This window comes from Xanthomonas sp. LMC-A-07 (genome assembly GCF_030208825.1).
Classification (GTDB): domain Bacteria; phylum Pseudomonadota; class Gammaproteobacteria; order Xanthomonadales; family Xanthomonadaceae; genus Xanthomonas; species Xanthomonas campestris.
In genome coordinates, this window is sequence record NZ_JARVTF010000016.1 from 73,868 (window position 1) to 88,847 (window position 14,980).

Sequence of the window (14,980 nt, forward strand, 5' to 3'; positions counted from 1 at the left end):
CTTGAATGCGTTATGGCGCCGTGCGGTCGGCCGGGACTGTGCGCGGTGCGCACACGGCGCTTAGAGCGGCTAACAAAACGTAGCGAGCAATCGCCAGTTGGGTGCAGACGGCGCGGAGGAACCGGAGTGTACGGGGGTAAATACCGATTTAGAGCACCGGCCGCGCCCGCCTGGCGGCTGCGCAGTCGTTTTGATGGAGGCTCTTAGTCCTGCTCCGGGTCGGAGGCTCTGCTCAGCGGGCAACCGCCGGCGATCTCGCGCAGGGTGAGCGCAACGCCGGCCTGCGGTGGTTCTACCAGAGTCTCGGGCGGTGGCAGCGATTCGCCCCAGACGCGCATGGCGTCGAACACCGCACGCAGCTCCTCGCCCCGTGGCGTCAGGGCGTAGACCACACGCGGTGGCGTTTCCGCATAAGCGGTGCGTACCACCAGGCCGGCCGTTTCGAATTGCCGTAAGCGATGGGTCAGCGTGTGTGCGCTGATGCCGAACAAGGCACTCCTGAGTTCGGTGAACCTGCGCGGCCCGGCGAGCAGTTCGCGCACGATCAACGACGCCCACGGCCCCTCCAGCAACAGCAGGAACCGCGCAACGCCGCAGTAGGGTTCTTTTGCAGTGCTCATGCGCGCCGTCCATCGGTGCAGTTGACTGGAGCAAGGGCGCTCGCCCATGGTGCAGCGGCAGCAGGTGTGCCCTGCCCGCTTGCAGCTCCTGCGTTGCGCGCAGGCTGCAGCAGGTGCACGGTGTGGATGCTGCTGCACCGCGTGCCTGCACGGCTGGCGGTGTGGTGTTGTTCCAGACATCCACGCGCATTGTGCCGGCCGCACTGACAGCCTGCAGCACGCGCCCACGCACGAGGCCTTGCACGATGCGCGCAACCCAGGACCATCCCGCAGGATCGAAGCACGCACTGGTGGTGATCATCCTGGCGCAATTGCTGGGCACCTCGTTGTGGTTTTCGGTCAATAGCGCGGCCGAGGATCTGATGCGGCAATGGGCCAGTGGCCCGGCCAGCATCGGTGTGCTCACCATCGCCACGCAGCTCGGTTTCATTATCGGCACCTTGAGCTTTGCGTTGAGCGGGCTGGCCGACCGCTTTGCGGCCCACCGGATCTTTGCCACCTGCGCGATCGCCGGCGCGGCCTGCAACCTGGGCTTTGCGGTGTTCGCCGATGGGGTGGCGAGTGGTCTGGTGTGGCGCTTCCTGGTGGGGCTCAGCCTTGCAGGCATCTATCCCATCGGCATGAAGCTGGTGGTGCGCTGGGCGCCCCAGCACGCTGGCAAGGCACTGGCATGGCTGGTCGGCATGCTGACCCTGGGTACCGCGCTGCCGCAAGGCATCAAGGCGCTGGGCGCCGCGCTGCCCTGGCAGATGCCGATCCTGGTGGCCTCCGGCTTGGCCGGCATTGCCGCATGGATGATCCTGCGGCTGGGGCCCGGCGCGCAACGCCCAGGCGGTGCGCCAACCAGGCTGGCGGTGGGTGCGGTCTGGCAGGCGTTTGCGGTCAAGGATTTCCGCGCGGCCACGCTGGGGTACTTCGGGCATATGTGGGAGCTGTATGCGATGTGGACGCTGACGCCTTTGTTGATCGCACAGGCGGGGCTGGCACAGGCGCTCGGGATGCACCCGGCGGCACTGGCGTTCTGCGTCATTGCCGCCGGTGCAGTCGGCTGCGTGGTGGGCGGGCAGCTCAGCAGCCGGCTCGGCAGTGCGCGTGTTGCGGCGGTTGCGTTGCTGCTCTCGGCGCTGTGCTGTGCGGCATTTCCGTTGGTTGGCGCATGGTCGGCTCCAGCCACTGTCGCATTGATGCTGCTCTGGGGCGCTAGCGTTGTGGCCGATTCGCCGCAGTTCTCCGCACTGGCCGCGCGCGCCTGCCCGCCGGGGCTGGTGGGCAGCGCCCTCTCCATGCAGAACGCGGTCGGCTTTGCGATCACCGTGGTCGCCATCGGGCTTACCACTCAGCTGGTGGAGACGCTTGGCCTGCAGATTGCCTGGGTGCTGCTGCCAGGCCCATTGCTGGGCCTGGTCGGGCTGTGGCCGCTGTGGCGCACAGCCCGCGCGGGCTCCGGCTAGCACCGCCGGCCGGTACTGCCGATCGCGCCGCAGCACACACAGCAGCCCGGCATCGATCACTGCATGTGTCCGGCGTGGTGGTGATCACCGTCCGGCGCTGCAGCGCCCATCGCACGCACATCGAAGCGCAGCTCCACCCGTGGCGCATGTTCGAAGACGAGGGTCGCCATGACCGGCTTGCCGACTTCGAACGGCGCATGCGGCCCGATGAACATCAGGTGGGTGCCACCCGGCCCCAGCACGACCGTTTCGCCCGGTGGCAGCACCAGCCCGTCATCGAGGCGCCGCATCTTCATGACGCCACCGTCCATGCGCATGTCATGCAACTCCACCTGCGCGCTGGCCGGCGACTCCACCGCGACCAGCCGGTCTGGCGTGCTGGATTGATTGCGCAAGGTGACGTAGCCGCCAGCCACCGGCGCGCCAGGCGGCGTTGCGCGCGACCAGGCGTTCTCTGCTACCACCGATGCAGCGGCGGTGGTAGGGGTCGTTGCCGGGGGTGTCGCAGGTGCCGGCGTATCGGCGGTGGCAGCTGGGGTTGCCGGCGACTGTGCAGCATCCGGTGCTTGCGTGCCCTTGCAGGCGGCCAGCGTCAATGCACTGATCGCAACCAGCAGTAATAAACGTGTGCTCATCGGTGTTCTCCGTCTACGTCGTGTGGCGATGCGTGGCGGCGTGTGTGCCGGCACGGGATGGGATGGGATGGAGCGGTGTCGCACGCTGGCGCCACTTAGAGCGGCTAACAAAACGTAGCGAGCAGTCGTCAGGTGGGTGCGGACGGCGCGGAGGAACCGGAGTGTACTGGCGTACATGAGGATTCCGAGCACCGGCCGCGCCCGCCTGGCGGCTGCGCAGTAGTTTTGATAGCTGCTCTTACTGCAGTGCCAGCACCTGGCGAATATCGGCGGCAACGGTTTCAACCGTCTGCTCATGGGTGAGGCCAACGCGTAATTTGCCTTCGCGATCGAACACAAAACTGCGCGTGGAATGGTCGATGGTATAGGTCTTGCCCATCGGCACCTTGGCATACACCACTTTGAGATTATCTGCCGCCACCCGAATCTCCCCTTCACTGCCGGTGAGGCCGATGAAGTCAGGATCGAAGGCTTTGACGTAGGTGCGCAGCACGTTGGGAACATCGCGTTGCGGATCCAGCGTGGCGAAGGCGAATTGCACCTGCGCCGCATCCGCCCCCAATGCGCGCTTCACCTGCGCGGCACGCGCCAGGGTGGTTGGGCAGACATCCGGGCAATTGGTGAAGCCGAAGAACAGCACCAGCACCTTGCCGCGAAAGCTGCGCAATGGCCGTGGAGTGCCTTCAGTATCTTTCAGATAGAAATCCACGCCCCGCCCCATGCTGCTGAGGTCCGTGCCGGTGGGTGAGAACGAGCTCCCCCATTGTCCGCACCCAGCGATGGCACACGCCATGCCCAGCACGATGCACTGTATTCCCAGCCGTTTTAACTGGCTTACAACACCCCGCATGTGTAACTCCTTTCGTTGTCTGCAGACGGCACTGCCGGCCTGCATGCGCTGACCCTCACGGTAAGCGCGTGGATAGGTTGTCGAATGCGACACGCTAGGCGGCATCCGGTTCGATCGCGTTGTCGGATTCGCACGCTTGGCCTGGGCACTGCGGTTGGTTGGCGCGCGCGCTCGGTGATTGGCGCGGGTTGACGCTGCGCTGGGACACACGCCTGATATCTGCATCGGTGACCAGCGCCAAGGTTGGGAGCAAGGTCACCAAGACAACGCAGGGCGTTGCCGCCGCAGGTGGCGGCAGAGAAATAGACGACATACGAAACGCTCCAAAGCACGTAAAACGCAGCCAGCCGTGGGCAACGCCCAGCGCTGACACACTCACTCAGCGTATTCAGGCCTGCAGCGGTGGCCCACGTGGCGTATGCGCGCGCCATCGCGCCTTGAAGGACTCAGGCGCTACGGTTCCTTCGCCGGGAACGACCGCGCGCAGTAAGGGGAACACCAGCAAGACGACCAACAGCCACGGCAATAGTCTTGCCGAGAGCACGCAGTAATCGCAGGCCAATGCTCCATGCGCTGCTCCATGATCTTCGTGGTGCATGCTGCCCGGCCAGGCATCCGGTGCTGCACTGTTGATGCTCGCCGGACTTTCACCGCCAGCGATCTTGGCAAGCAACAGCACCGAGCGCGTGGCATTGCCAGCCTGATCGGGTTGGCTCTGGCACAGCGGCGCATCCAGAAAACGCTGTGCGCCATTGAGTGTTCGGCTCACCAACGGCGCGCACACCAACAACACCACGGCCAGGCAGGCCAGGTGCTGCATCAATCGGCGCAAAGGGGGAAGTGGCGTGGACACCGGCGAAGTGTAATGAAAAAACAGCGGCCGGGCTGCGACGCATTGTCGCAGCGCCAGCCCAGCTCAGTGTCGGCGCGTTGCAGGGTAATGAGGGGGCGCCGTGGACCAGTGCTGCGTTGACAGATGGCAGCACAGCCGCCTGCATCGCTTCGACATGCAGCGCCTCTGCACGATGCGCGAAGCATTCAGCCAGTTTCCATTAGTGCAGTTGAAGTAACCGATGGACGCCTCCCATGCTCCGGCGCCATCCATCCAACCGCTCATACAGGAGCATGCAATGACCTACATCATCCACGGTGCTACCGGCGCTCAGGGCGCCCCCGTCCTCACACAGCTGCTGGCTGCCGGAAAGCATGCCGTTGCAGCAGTGCGTCACCCCGATGCGCATGCAGGCACCGCCGCCATCCGTGTCGACAACACCTCCGTGCAGTCGCTTACCGAGGCGTATCGCGGTGCTGCGGGTGTCTTTATCCATTTGCCGGTCGCCCCGGAAGAGGCGCGCCTTGCACAGGCGAATGCCATCGTCGCAGCGATCGCTGCGGCCAGGCCGGCTCGGGTGGTGATCTCCACCAGCGGCAGCATCGTTGATGCCCCCGGCAACGCGCTGCAGGCGCCGGCAAGTGCGGCAATCACCGTGCTGATCGAAGGTGTGCAGGCCACTGGCGTCTCCACTGCGGTGGTGGCGCCGCGGCTGTTCCTGGAGAACCTGCTGCTGCCCATGGTGATTGGCGGCGCGCGTGCCGAGGGCGTTCTCGGCTACCCGATTCGTGAGGATTTCGCGGTCTCCTGGAGTTCGCATCTGGATGTTGCCGAGGTGGTCGTGCAGTTGTTCGAGATGCCGGAATTACGCGGTGTAGTTGGCGTGGGTCACCTCCCCGGCCTGCTCGGCAGCGATCTCGCGGCCGGCATGGCGAAGCAGCTGCAGCGCAGCGTGGCTTTCCGCGCTGTATTACCGGCTGACTTCGGCAAACTTCTCGAGCCGATGCTGGGGCCGGCTGCCGCGGGGATCGCCGGTTTCTATCAGGCGCTCTGGCAGGCTTCGGCAAACACCATCGATCCGGCAAGCAGTGCTCAACACTTACTTGGGCTGGCCCCGCGCTCGGTGGCACAGTGGTTGCGTGACGTTTCGGCATCGGCTGCAACACCCAGCTGACAGTAGCTCGCATGCGGACGCAGCGCCCGTACGTGGCTGCGTTACCGCAGTTGGCAACATGCCGCGTAGCCCATCACGGGCTGCGCAGTGACGCAGCGGACGTGAATCCGAAACGTACGCAATGCTCAACATTCTTCATGCGAGCCCCCGACGTGCAGGGCAAGCCTGTACGTTGCTGCTCCCTCCTCCCCTGCGATGGCGCAATGACTCTTTCCAGGAACGCATTGCTCACCGTTGCCACCGTGATGGCGTTGAGCGCTTGCAAGCGCGATCCGGCCACAGCGCCAGGCGCAACCGCGCCACCGGCAGCCGCACCGCAACACGCTCCACAGCGCGCAGCGTTTGACCCGCAGGAACTGCAGCCCACCATCAGCGCCTGCCAGGACCTCAACGGCTTCGTCAATTCCAAGTGGCTTGCCAAGACAACCATTCCTCCCGATGAGACGGAAGTTGGCAGCTACCCAACGCTGCAGGATGAAAGCGATGCTGCCCAGCGCGAGATCGTGGAGGCGCTGGGCCGATCGAAACCTGTGGAGGGGTCGGTTGAGCAACTGGTGGGCACGTTCTACGCGTCCGGTATGGACGAAGCCACGATCCAGCGTCTGGGCGATGCACCCATTCGCCCGCGGCTCGCGCAGATTGAAGCGCTGAAAACGCCGCAGGACGTTGCCAATTTCATTGCTGCACGCAATACCCAAGGTGCCGGGCTGGTCTTCAAGTTCGGCGCCTACCCGGATTTCCAGGATGCGTCGAAGGTGATCGCCTATGCCGAAGAGAACGGCATGACGCTGCCATCGAAGGAGTATTACACCGCCCCGCGCTACGCCGACATTCGCAAGGCGTATCTGGCTTACATCACCCAGTCCTTCGTCCTGACCGGCGCGACGCCCGAGGCTGCAACAGTGCAGGCCAAGCAGGTCTTGCAGGTTGAAACGGCGCTCGCAGCGGCATCGCTGAGTCCGGTCGAAGCGCGCGACCCAAAGACCCAATACCATCTGGTCAGCGTTGCACAGGCCGACGCAGTGACGCCGCATTTCTCGTGGAAGGCGTATCTGGCCGCGCAGGGGTTGAGCACAGATCAGCGTTTCTCGCTCTCGCAGCCGCGCTTCTTTGCAGGCTTCGACCACCTGTTGAAGGCGTTGCCTGTCTCGCAATGGCAGGCCTATCTACGCTTTCGCACGATTGATGATGCGGCGTTCGCCCTGAGCAAGCCGTTTGTCGATAACCGCTTCGCGTTCCGCTACAAGACCATGGACGGACAGCAGGCGCAGCGGCCGCGCTGGAAGCGCGTGCTGTTTGCGACCAATGAAGCGATCGGCGAGGGTCTTGGCCAGCTGTATGTGGCAAAGATGTTCACCCCTGAAGCCAAGCAGCGCGCAACAGAGCTGATCGAGAACATCCGCCAGGCACTCAAGCTACGGATCCAGCAGGCAGACTGGATGTCAGCGGAGACCAAGTCCGCTGCATTGAAGAAATGGGCAGGATTCGTCGTCAAGGTTGGCTACCCAGATCATTGGCGTAGCTGGTCGGGCTTGCACTTCGAGCGCGACGCCTATTTACGCAATGTGGAGACAGCTGCTGCGTTCAACTATCGCTATGAGCTTGCCAAGGTCGGCAAGCCAGCGGACCGGAACGCCTGGTTCACCACGCCGCAAACCGTCAACGCGTTCTATTTTTCGCTGGACAACAGCATCAATTTCCCGGCGGCGGTGTTGCGTCCTCCCTTCTTTGATGTGACCGCGGACGACGCGCTGAATTACGGCGCCATTGGTGCCGTAATGGGCCACGAGGCAACCCACGGGTTCGACGATCAAGGCAGCAAGTTCAATGCGGTTGGCACCAACGTCAACTGGTGGGCCCCCGCCGATCTGGCCGCCTTCACTGCGCGCGCCAGCAAGCTGGTCACCCAGTTCAACGCCTACACCCCGCTGCCGAACAAGCCGGACGTGCACGTCAACGGCGAACTGACGCTGGGAGAGAACATTGCCGACCTCGGTGGCATCAATATCGCGTTCGATGCGTTGCAGGCCAATCTGCAGCGGCATCCAGAGCGTGGTGCGGATATCGATGGATTTACGCCGCAACAGCGCCTCTTTCTCGGCTGGGCAAGACTGTGGCGCGGCACCATGCGCGAGGAGAAACAGCTCAGCTTGCTCAATTCGGATGGTCATGCGCCCTACGCGGTCCGCACGAATGCATCGCCGTCGAATATGCCGCAGTTCGCCACTGCGTTTGGATGCAAGCCGGGCGACGCGATGGTCCGATCGGAACAGGACCGCGTCGTGATCTGGTAAGGCCATACCTACGCCTGCGGGAGGACGCAGACACGGGTTCGCTGCATTGGCGGGCCGGCGCAGGGCTATGAGCGCCTACGGATTTTGATCGGCGAATGCGCTGCAGGTCAACGCTGCGCCGGGCGCCAGCCCGCATCCAGTGCTTCCCTGACGCTGCAGAACATCCGCTCGCCATGGGCCGGAGCGATACGTGTCTTTGCGTAGTCGCGCTGTCCGGGCAAATGGAAGATCTTGGCGCCTTTCGCCGAGACATTGCCCTTGATGGTGCAACGGGCATTGATCGGTGCGGACGTGCCTGCCGCTGGCTTGGCAGAAGCATTGCGTTTTGCGCGCCGGTACTCCGATGGGGTCTGGAAGCTGCCGCTCCACAGCTGGCTCGCCTGCTGGCGGGCAATGGCTTCATCAGCGACAAACGCGGTGGCGTATTGCCGATACGCCACGGCCCAGCCCGCACGCACCATCCACGCGTTGATCGACTGGCCTTGCACGAAGCACTCGGCCACGACGCGCCCGTAGCGATCGGTATCTTTGGGCTGGCAGCGCACCGTTTGGTCTTGCACGTATGCATCCAGTGCAGCTGCGGCGCGCCGGCCGCACGGCCAAGCCTGGCCATTGCGGGCGGTGCATTGCTGCGCGCTCTCCGGCGCGTCGATCCCCCACAGACGAATGCGCTGCTGCGCCACGGTGAGGGTATCGCCATCGGTGACGGTGGCGCGACCGATCAGGTCTGCCGCCAAGGCGGGTGAAACAGTGAGCGCACCAACAACGCACAACCAAGCTCTGAACCACATCAACAACAACATCCTTCTACATCAGGCAGCGCAGGACATCCGTGCGCGCTGGCCTTGGTGCAACGTTGCGGTTGCGTGTGACGTCGAGCAATCCATCGGGCTCGACACCAGGGCAGACACCACCGTCTGCCCTGCCTTGGGGCAGGCACTTTAGCGGTTACGGGCAGGGATTGGCAGTTCGGTGTTAAGAGCAGCTATCAAAACGACTGCGCAGCCGCCAGGCGGGCGCGGCCGGTGCTCGGAATCGGCATGTACCCACGTACATTCCGGTTCCTCCGCGCCATCCGCACCCACCTGACGACTGCTCGCTACGTTTTGTTAGCCGCTCTAAATGGCGCGCCCAACCCGGCGGCAACGCGGGCACTGTGCACGCACATCGCTGCTGCGCCCCTAACTGCGCATGCCCAGCTGCGCGCGTGCGGTGTCCAGTGTGGTCATGATCTGCACCACTTCGTCGAGTGGATGCAGCGGCGATTCGGTGCGCCCTTCGCCGATGAAACGCGCGGCAGCGGTCGCTTGCCAGCAGAGCCCGTCATAGCCGCTGATGCCGGTCGGGTCCTGCCACAGCGCTGCGGCAGTGGCATCGCTGTTGCCTGCCAGCTGCAGCGTGGTGGGATTGTGGAACGAGGCGCCCAGGTCGACGCGCGCCTCGGTTCCGCTCACGTAAGCCGTGGACGTACTGCGGCCAACGATCGAGCTGATCAAGGTGGACTGCGCGTGTTGGCCGTGCGAGAGCACCAGTGTGGAAAATGCATCCACGCCGGTGTCAGTGAGTGCGCCGGTTGCGGTGATGGCCGTCGGTGTGCCGAGCAGCATCGACGACAGCTGCACGGTGTAAACACCCAGGTCGAGCAAGGCGCCGCCACCCAGCGCCGGATTGCGCTGCCGATGCGCAGGATCGCTGGGCCCCAACTGACTCAGGTCCGCAAAGACATGACGCACGCTGCCAAGCGCGCCGCTCTCGGCCAGGGCCCTGAGCACCAGCGCATGCGGCAGGTAACGGCTCCACATCGCCTCCATCAGAAACAACCCACGGGCGCGGGCTTCCTGCACCAATACACGTGCGTCTACCGCGCAGGTTGTGATGGGTTTTTCGATCAGCACATGCTTGCCGGCGCGCAACGCGAGCAAGCCCTGCGCCAGATGTTCGCTGTGTGGCGTGGCGATGTAGACGATGTCGACCTGCGGGTCGTCCACCAGTGCCTGGTAACTGTCGTACGCACGCGGGATGGACCAGGCCTGTGCAAACGCCTCCGCACGTGCCCGCGAGCGCGAGGCCACCGCGAACGGCTGTTGCCGGGTATGGCCGCGCATGGCCTTGACGAAAGCTGTGGCGATGACGCCGGGGCCCAGAATGCCCCAGCGCAGCGATGGCTCGCCCTGGTTGGGAACAAATAGCGCGGGTTCGGGAAATGTCAGCGACGGCATGCATGGCCCTTTCTATGACTGGCGTGATGGTAACAAAGCGCCGTTCCATCATCGTGCGTGTGCCTCGTTCGAACGTTGGCCACGATACCTCACGCCATGCCAGCGCGTTTTTCGAACAGCACGCCTACTCCACACGCCGACCATGCCAACGCGCATCGGCCGTGTGCCCGCCTCCTTCGAAGCGGGCACACCGATTCAGCGCTGTTGAACGCCGATCAGGGAGCAGCCGGCTTCGCAGCTGGCGTCACACGCCAGATGGTGTTGGCCAGATCGTCGGCCACGATCAGCGCGCCACGCGGATCCACGGTGACACCGACCGGGCGGCCACGGGTCAGCCCGTCGTCGCCGTAGAAACCGGAGACGAAGTCGATCGGGTCGCCGGCCGGGCGGCCGTCGCGGAACGGCACGAACACCACCTTGTAGCCCGCCGGCGGATCGCGGTTCCAGCTGCCGTGTTCGCCAACGAAGACGCCGTCTGCGAATTTCTCGCCCATGGCCGCGGACGAGAACGCAACGCCGAGTGCAGCCACATGCGAGCCCAATGCGTAATCCGGTGCAATGGCGGAAGCCACTTTTTGCGGATCCTGCGGCATCACGCGCGTATCCACGTTCTTGCCCCAGTAGCTGTAAGGCCAGCCATAGAAACCGCCTTCGCGCACGGAGGTCAGATAATCGGGCACCAGATTCGGGCCGATCTCGTCGCGCTCGTTGACCACGGCCCACAGCGCGCCGCTCCCCGGCTGGATCGCCAGCGCGGTGGGGTTGCGCAGGCCGGTGGCATAGGCCTTATGTGCGCCGGTGGCGGCATCCACCTGCCAGATGCGTGCGCGATCGACTTCGGCGGGCATGCCGCGTTCGGTGATGTTGCTGTTGGAGCCGATGGCGACATACAGATAGCGCCCGTCGGCGCTGGCGGTGAGCGCCTTGGTCCAGTGATGGTTGATGGCAGACGGCAGCTCGGTCACCACCGTCGGCGCGCCGCTGGCCTTGGTCTGGCCTTCGCTGTAATCGAAGCGCACCAGGGCGTCCTGGTTGGCGACGTACAAGGCGTTGCCGATCAGCGCCAACCCGTAGGGCGCATTGAGCTTGTCGGCAAACACGGTCTTGAGTTCGTAGGTGCCGTCGCCATCGGCGTCGCGCAACAACGTCAGCCGGTTGCCGCTCTTTACCGAACTGGTGCCTTTGGCCTTGATCTTGCCGGCGATCACGTCCTTGGGCTTGAGATTGGGCGCACCGCCGCCGCGTCCTTCGGCCACCAGGATGTCGCCATTGGGCAGCACCAAGGTTTGGCGCGGAATGCCCAGGCCGGTCGCAATCGCGGACACGCTGTAGCCGGCCGGCACGGTGGGACGGCGGTCGTTCCATGCGGCGGGTTTGGCAATCAACATGTCGGGCATCAAGCCACGGTGCGGTGCCGGCAACTCCGGCGCAGCGCCGTGTTGTTTGGCATCCGGTGCTTGGCCGCAGGCGGCCAGTGCAGCGGCCAATGCGGACACCGCCAGCACAGCAAATGGACGGCGGCTCATCGTGCACCTCCCGTCCGCAGACTGGCGAAGCCCGCCCAGGTGGCCAGCAGCGCCAACAGCGTGACGATGACCGACAACACCAGTGCCATCGGCATGATCGCCCAGGCGTCGCGCGCATGATGCAACGCGTTCCAGAAACCGATCACCCAGGTGGCCACCAACGCAGCGACATACAGCACATGCCGGCTACCGCGCACGAGCCCGACGATGCCGCAGAGCAAGGCGATGCTGGTGAACACCATCGCGCCGACAAGCAGCCAGGAGGCGAAGTTGCTCCACTGAATCTGGTAGCTGCTCCAGTACGCGTAGTCGCTCAACAACGCGCCAAGGAACAGCGGCAACACGCCCCCCAGCACGGCTGCATGAAACGGGTGGATGGCCCATGTTCGTGGCGGGACAGCAATCGACTGCATGGCGGGCTCCTCTATAACGGTGTTTGGAATGCGCCGATGCTGCCACTGTGGTGTGCTAAGGCTTGTGATGTTTGCGGATGCAGCGGCGCGCGTCGTCGCGTGATCGCACACGTCAGGCAGTTGGTCATGGGTGCACGCGCGTTGCCGGTGCGCGCACGCGACGCGCCAGGCAGTCGTCGCTGGTGGATGCCTCCAGGAACAGCGGCACCACCGATGCACAAGACGTTGCTCGACGTGTGCGTCGTCGGCATCGTCTTGAAGCACCAAGCGCACGCAACCACCATGAGTTGTTGACCAGACTGAGCTGCCGAGCCGACTTGATGATCGAAGTCGCCTGCTGTGCTCTTGCCTCTACCCATTCCCCACTCTCGATTCCCGATTCCCGATTCCCCAACTCAGTGACGAATGCGGTCTGCCGATGCCGGGGATCGTGATCCAGCACCCCACTGTCTGGATCGCTCTGTCCTCTTGATGCGATCAATGCAGTCCAGGCCATCGCAAGGCCCCGGCCGCAGGCCCTGCCGCCTGCCCCGTCCATCTGGCAGCTCTGTTCGTTTGCCTGCCACCGCCCAGCGCGCAGGCAATTGGCACTAGACTGGCGCCACTTTGCGCCGCGCGGACTGATCAGCCCGCTTGTGCGCCCTTCCGGCCCGCGAGACGCACCATGCGCCCTTCCTCCGCTCCATCCGCGCTGAATGCCATCGCCGAGATCGAAAGAATCTCCGCCGTGCCGCAGATCCTGGAAACCGTCGCCCACATCACCGGCTCGCGGTTCACCGCCGTGGCCCGCGTCACCGACACCAGCTGGGTGGCCTGCGCCACCTACGACACGCTGGGGTTTGGCCTGAAGCCCGGCGGCCAGCTGGAACTGGAATCGACCATCTGCCACGAGATCCGGCTGTCGCCCAAGCCGGTCATCTTCAGCCATGCCAGCCAGCATCCGGTATACGCGCACCACCACACGCCCAAGTTGTATGGGCTGGAAAGCTATGTGTCGGTGCCGATCTTCCGGCGCGATGGCGGCTTTTTCGGCACGCTGTGCGCGATCGATTCCGCACCGGCCAACTTCGACGAGGCGCATATCCTGAAGTCGCTGGAGTTGTTCGCCCTGCTTATCGGCAACTCGCTGGAGACCGAAGAAAAGCTGCAGCAGGCGGCAACGGCGCTGTCTGCGGCCAACGATGCAGGCGAGCTACGCGACCAGTTCATCGCCGTGCTGGGCCACGATCTGCGCAGCCCGCTGCAGTCGATCAGCATGGCCACCGAAATGCTGCAGCTGGAGCCGCAATCGCCACGTGGTGCGTCGCTGCTTGGGCATATCCGCACCAGCCTCACCCGCATCGGCGGCCTGGTGGATGACGTGCTCGACTTCGCGCGTGGGCGCCTGGGTGGCGGCATTCCGGTCACCTTGCGCGTGGAAGATGCGCTGGAGCGTCGACTGCTGGAGGTGGTGCAGGAAGTCCGCTCCGCCACCGGCCACACTGACCTGCATGCCGACATCCACATTGGCGGCAAGATAGTCTGCGACGCGCCGCGGTTGTCACAGCTGTTCGCCAACCTGCTCAGTAATGCGGCCGTGCACGGCACGCCCGACATTCCGGTCACCCTGCGCGCCTGGCGGGCTGCCGGCATGCTGCACCTGAGCGTGCACAACGGCGGCGTGATTGCGCCGGAAAAACGCGCCAAGTTGTTCAGCCCGTTCTCGCGCGACGACGACGACGCGCCGCAACCAGGTCTGGGGCTTGGGCTGTATATCGCGGCGGAAATCGCCAAGGCGCACGCGGGCCGCTTGTCGGTGAGCTCGGACCTGTTGGCCGGCACCACTTTTACCTTCGAGATGCCGGTCGCACCGGCGCAGCCGCAGCACAGCGTGCATGCCGGCGACGAAGACGCGCTGGCCCGCGACGACGCACGCCCGCGCGCGATGCAGGGCTAACACCTGCGTTGCACGAAGACGTACGGCGCCAGTGGCGTGCAACGTGATCGCCCACGCCCACGCCGATCGGCACGGTGACTTCCGGGCGGCGCGTCGCGCAGGCGCGATGGCCTAGCCTCGCTGATCGATGCAGCCGCATCAGGAGTCACGCATGCCGCTGATATCGGTCCGGACCACACTCGCGGCCTCCGTGCTGGTCGCCCTGGCACCTGTCGCCACCGCCGCCACCCAGGATGAAGAGGTGGCCGTACGCGCCGCCGATGCCGCTTTCTGGAAGGCCTATAACGCGTGCGACCTGCCTGCCGCCGGCAAGCTGTTGAGCGCGGACGTGGAGTTCTATCACGACAAAACCGGGCTGACCCGGACACGCGACGGGTTGCTCGAATCGCTGCGCAAAGGCCCCTGCGCCGATGCCAACATGCGGTTGCGCCGCGAAGCGATCGACACCAGCCTGGCGTTCCACCCGCTCAGCCGCGGCTTTGCACTGTTATCAGGCCAGCATCGCTTTTACGTGCAGCGGGCCGGCGCGCCAGAGTCGCTGGATGGCCAGGCATCCTTCACCACCGTGTGGATCGCCGATGGCGGGCAATGGCGCATGCATCGCGTGCTCAGCTACGCACATGGCCCGGCACCGTACACGCCGCCAGCACGCACCCTCGCCCTCCCCGCTGCAGTGCTGGCACGCTACGCCGGCCAGTATCGTTCTGCACGCATCGGCAGCATCGTGGTCGTGGCCGATGGGGACCATCTGCGGCTCACCGCCGGCAGCTTTGTCGCCACCTTGTATCCGGAATCGACGACCCGCTTCTTCGCGATGGAACGCGACCTGCGCTTTGACTTCGAAGCCGATGCAGCCGGCGCAATCGTCGCGCTGGCTGCCTACGAGCACGGCGAGGTCAGCGACCGCGCAGTGCGCGAGCCCTAGCCGCAGCGGTGCAGCCACGCCCGCGCAGCGGCAACCCCACCATTCCGCTCATCCTCTACCACGACCATTCGGCCGCCCCGGCGACTGCAGGTCATGGATCGCTTC

At 64.8% G+C, this 14,980-nt stretch carries 13 protein-coding genes and 3 other RNA genes; 6 read left to right on the plus strand and 10 right to left on the minus strand.

Going from position 1 to position 14,980, the window contains the following annotated elements; all coding sequences use genetic code 11:
• Nucleotides 1–67: 67 nt before the first annotated feature.
• A non-coding RNA gene (locus QRM89_RS17075) (sX9 sRNA) lies at nucleotides 68–142 on the minus strand.
• Nucleotides 143–203: 61 nt separating this feature from the next.
• Nucleotides 204–620: a helix-turn-helix domain-containing protein gene (locus QRM89_RS17080; protein ID WP_285448544.1), complete on the minus strand. Its 417-nt coding sequence runs from the start codon at nucleotides 618–620 to the stop codon at nucleotides 204–206.
• Nucleotides 621–865: 245 nt separating this feature from the next.
• On the opposite strand from QRM89_RS17080, the gene QRM89_RS17085 reads away from it, so the two are divergent.
• Entirely contained in the window at nucleotides 866–2,071 is a 1,206-nt protein-coding gene (locus QRM89_RS17085; RefSeq protein WP_285448545.1) for an MFS transporter, read from the plus strand.
• 56 nt (nucleotides 2,072–2,127) lie between these two features.
• Here QRM89_RS17085 and QRM89_RS17090 read toward each other — a convergent pair whose 3' ends face one another.
• The 4 genes from QRM89_RS17090 to QRM89_RS17105 all read right to left on the minus strand — a co-directional run bounded on the left by QRM89_RS17090 (nucleotide 2,128) and on the right by QRM89_RS17105 (nucleotide 4,409).
• Nucleotides 2,128–2,706: a copper chaperone PCu(A)C gene (locus tag QRM89_RS17090; protein WP_274298226.1), complete on the minus strand. Its 579-nt coding sequence runs from the start codon at nucleotides 2,704–2,706 to the stop codon at nucleotides 2,128–2,130.
• 102 nt (nucleotides 2,707–2,808) lie between these two features.
• A non-coding RNA gene (locus tag QRM89_RS17095) (sX9 sRNA) lies at nucleotides 2,809–2,883 on the minus strand.
• Nucleotides 2,884–2,944: 61 nt separating this feature from the next.
• Nucleotides 2,945–3,556: an SCO family protein gene (locus QRM89_RS17100; RefSeq protein WP_285448546.1), complete on the minus strand. Its 612-nt coding sequence runs from the start codon at nucleotides 3,554–3,556 to the stop codon at nucleotides 2,945–2,947.
• Nucleotides 3,557–3,944: 388 nt separating this feature from the next.
• Nucleotides 3,945–4,409, minus strand: coding sequence for a DUF2946 family protein (locus tag QRM89_RS17105; protein ID WP_285448547.1), 465 nt, complete (start codon nucleotides 4,407–4,409; stop codon nucleotides 3,945–3,947).
• A gap of 277 nt (nucleotides 4,410–4,686) precedes the next feature.
• Between QRM89_RS17105 and QRM89_RS17110 the strand changes: the two genes are divergently transcribed.
• On the plus strand, nucleotides 4,687–5,562 hold the full coding sequence (locus tag QRM89_RS17110; protein WP_274298229.1) for an NmrA family NAD(P)-binding protein: 876 nt from the start codon (nucleotides 4,687–4,689) through the stop codon (nucleotides 5,560–5,562).
• Nucleotides 5,563–5,765: 203 nt separating this feature from the next.
• The gene (locus QRM89_RS17115) at nucleotides 5,766–7,856 is read left to right on the plus strand and encodes a M13 family metallopeptidase (protein ID WP_274299730.1); all 2,091 of its coding nucleotides are present in this window, start codon (nucleotides 5,766–5,768) and stop codon (nucleotides 7,854–7,856) included.
• 107 nt (nucleotides 7,857–7,963) lie between these two features.
• Here QRM89_RS17115 and QRM89_RS17120 read toward each other — a convergent pair whose 3' ends face one another.
• A complete protein-coding gene (locus QRM89_RS17120; RefSeq protein WP_274298230.1) occupies nucleotides 7,964–8,647 on the minus strand; it encodes a thermonuclease family protein in 684 nt (227 codons plus the stop codon).
• A 249-nt stretch (nucleotides 8,648–8,896) separates the two neighbouring features.
• Here QRM89_RS17120 and QRM89_RS17125 point away from each other — a divergent pair.
• Nucleotides 8,897–8,971, plus strand: a non-coding RNA gene (locus QRM89_RS17125) — sX9 sRNA.
• 66 nt (nucleotides 8,972–9,037) lie between these two features.
• Here the strand turns inward: QRM89_RS17125 and QRM89_RS17130 are convergent.
• The 3 genes from QRM89_RS17130 to QRM89_RS17140 all read right to left on the minus strand — a co-directional run bounded on the left by QRM89_RS17130 (nucleotide 9,038) and on the right by QRM89_RS17140 (nucleotide 12,014).
• Entirely contained in the window at nucleotides 9,038–10,075 is a 1,038-nt protein-coding gene (locus QRM89_RS17130) for a Gfo/Idh/MocA family oxidoreductase (protein ID WP_285448548.1), read from the minus strand.
• 215 nt (nucleotides 10,076–10,290) lie between these two features.
• Nucleotides 10,291–11,601, minus strand: a complete 1,311-nt coding sequence (locus QRM89_RS17135; RefSeq protein WP_116903026.1) for a sorbosone dehydrogenase family protein — start codon at nucleotides 11,599–11,601, stop codon at nucleotides 10,291–10,293.
• Nucleotides 11,598–12,014, minus strand: coding sequence for a DUF2231 domain-containing protein (locus tag QRM89_RS17140; RefSeq protein WP_103701584.1), 417 nt, complete (start codon nucleotides 12,012–12,014; stop codon nucleotides 11,598–11,600). The genes QRM89_RS17135 and QRM89_RS17140 overlap by 4 nt, the downstream gene beginning before the upstream one ends.
• Nucleotides 12,015–12,678: 664 nt before the next feature.
• Between QRM89_RS17140 and QRM89_RS17145 the strand changes: the two genes are divergently transcribed.
• Nucleotides 12,679–13,950 carry a GAF domain-containing sensor histidine kinase gene (locus QRM89_RS17145; RefSeq protein WP_285448549.1) on the plus strand — a complete coding sequence of 424 codons (1,272 nt, stop codon included), beginning with the start codon at nucleotides 12,679–12,681 and terminating at the stop codon, nucleotides 13,948–13,950.
• A gap of 151 nt (nucleotides 13,951–14,101) precedes the next feature.
• Nucleotides 14,102–14,875 (plus strand): DUF4440 domain-containing protein, encoded by a 774-nt coding sequence (locus QRM89_RS17150; RefSeq protein WP_285448550.1) that lies wholly within the window; start codon nucleotides 14,102–14,104, stop codon nucleotides 14,873–14,875.
• Nucleotides 14,876–14,980: the final 105 nt, after the last annotated feature.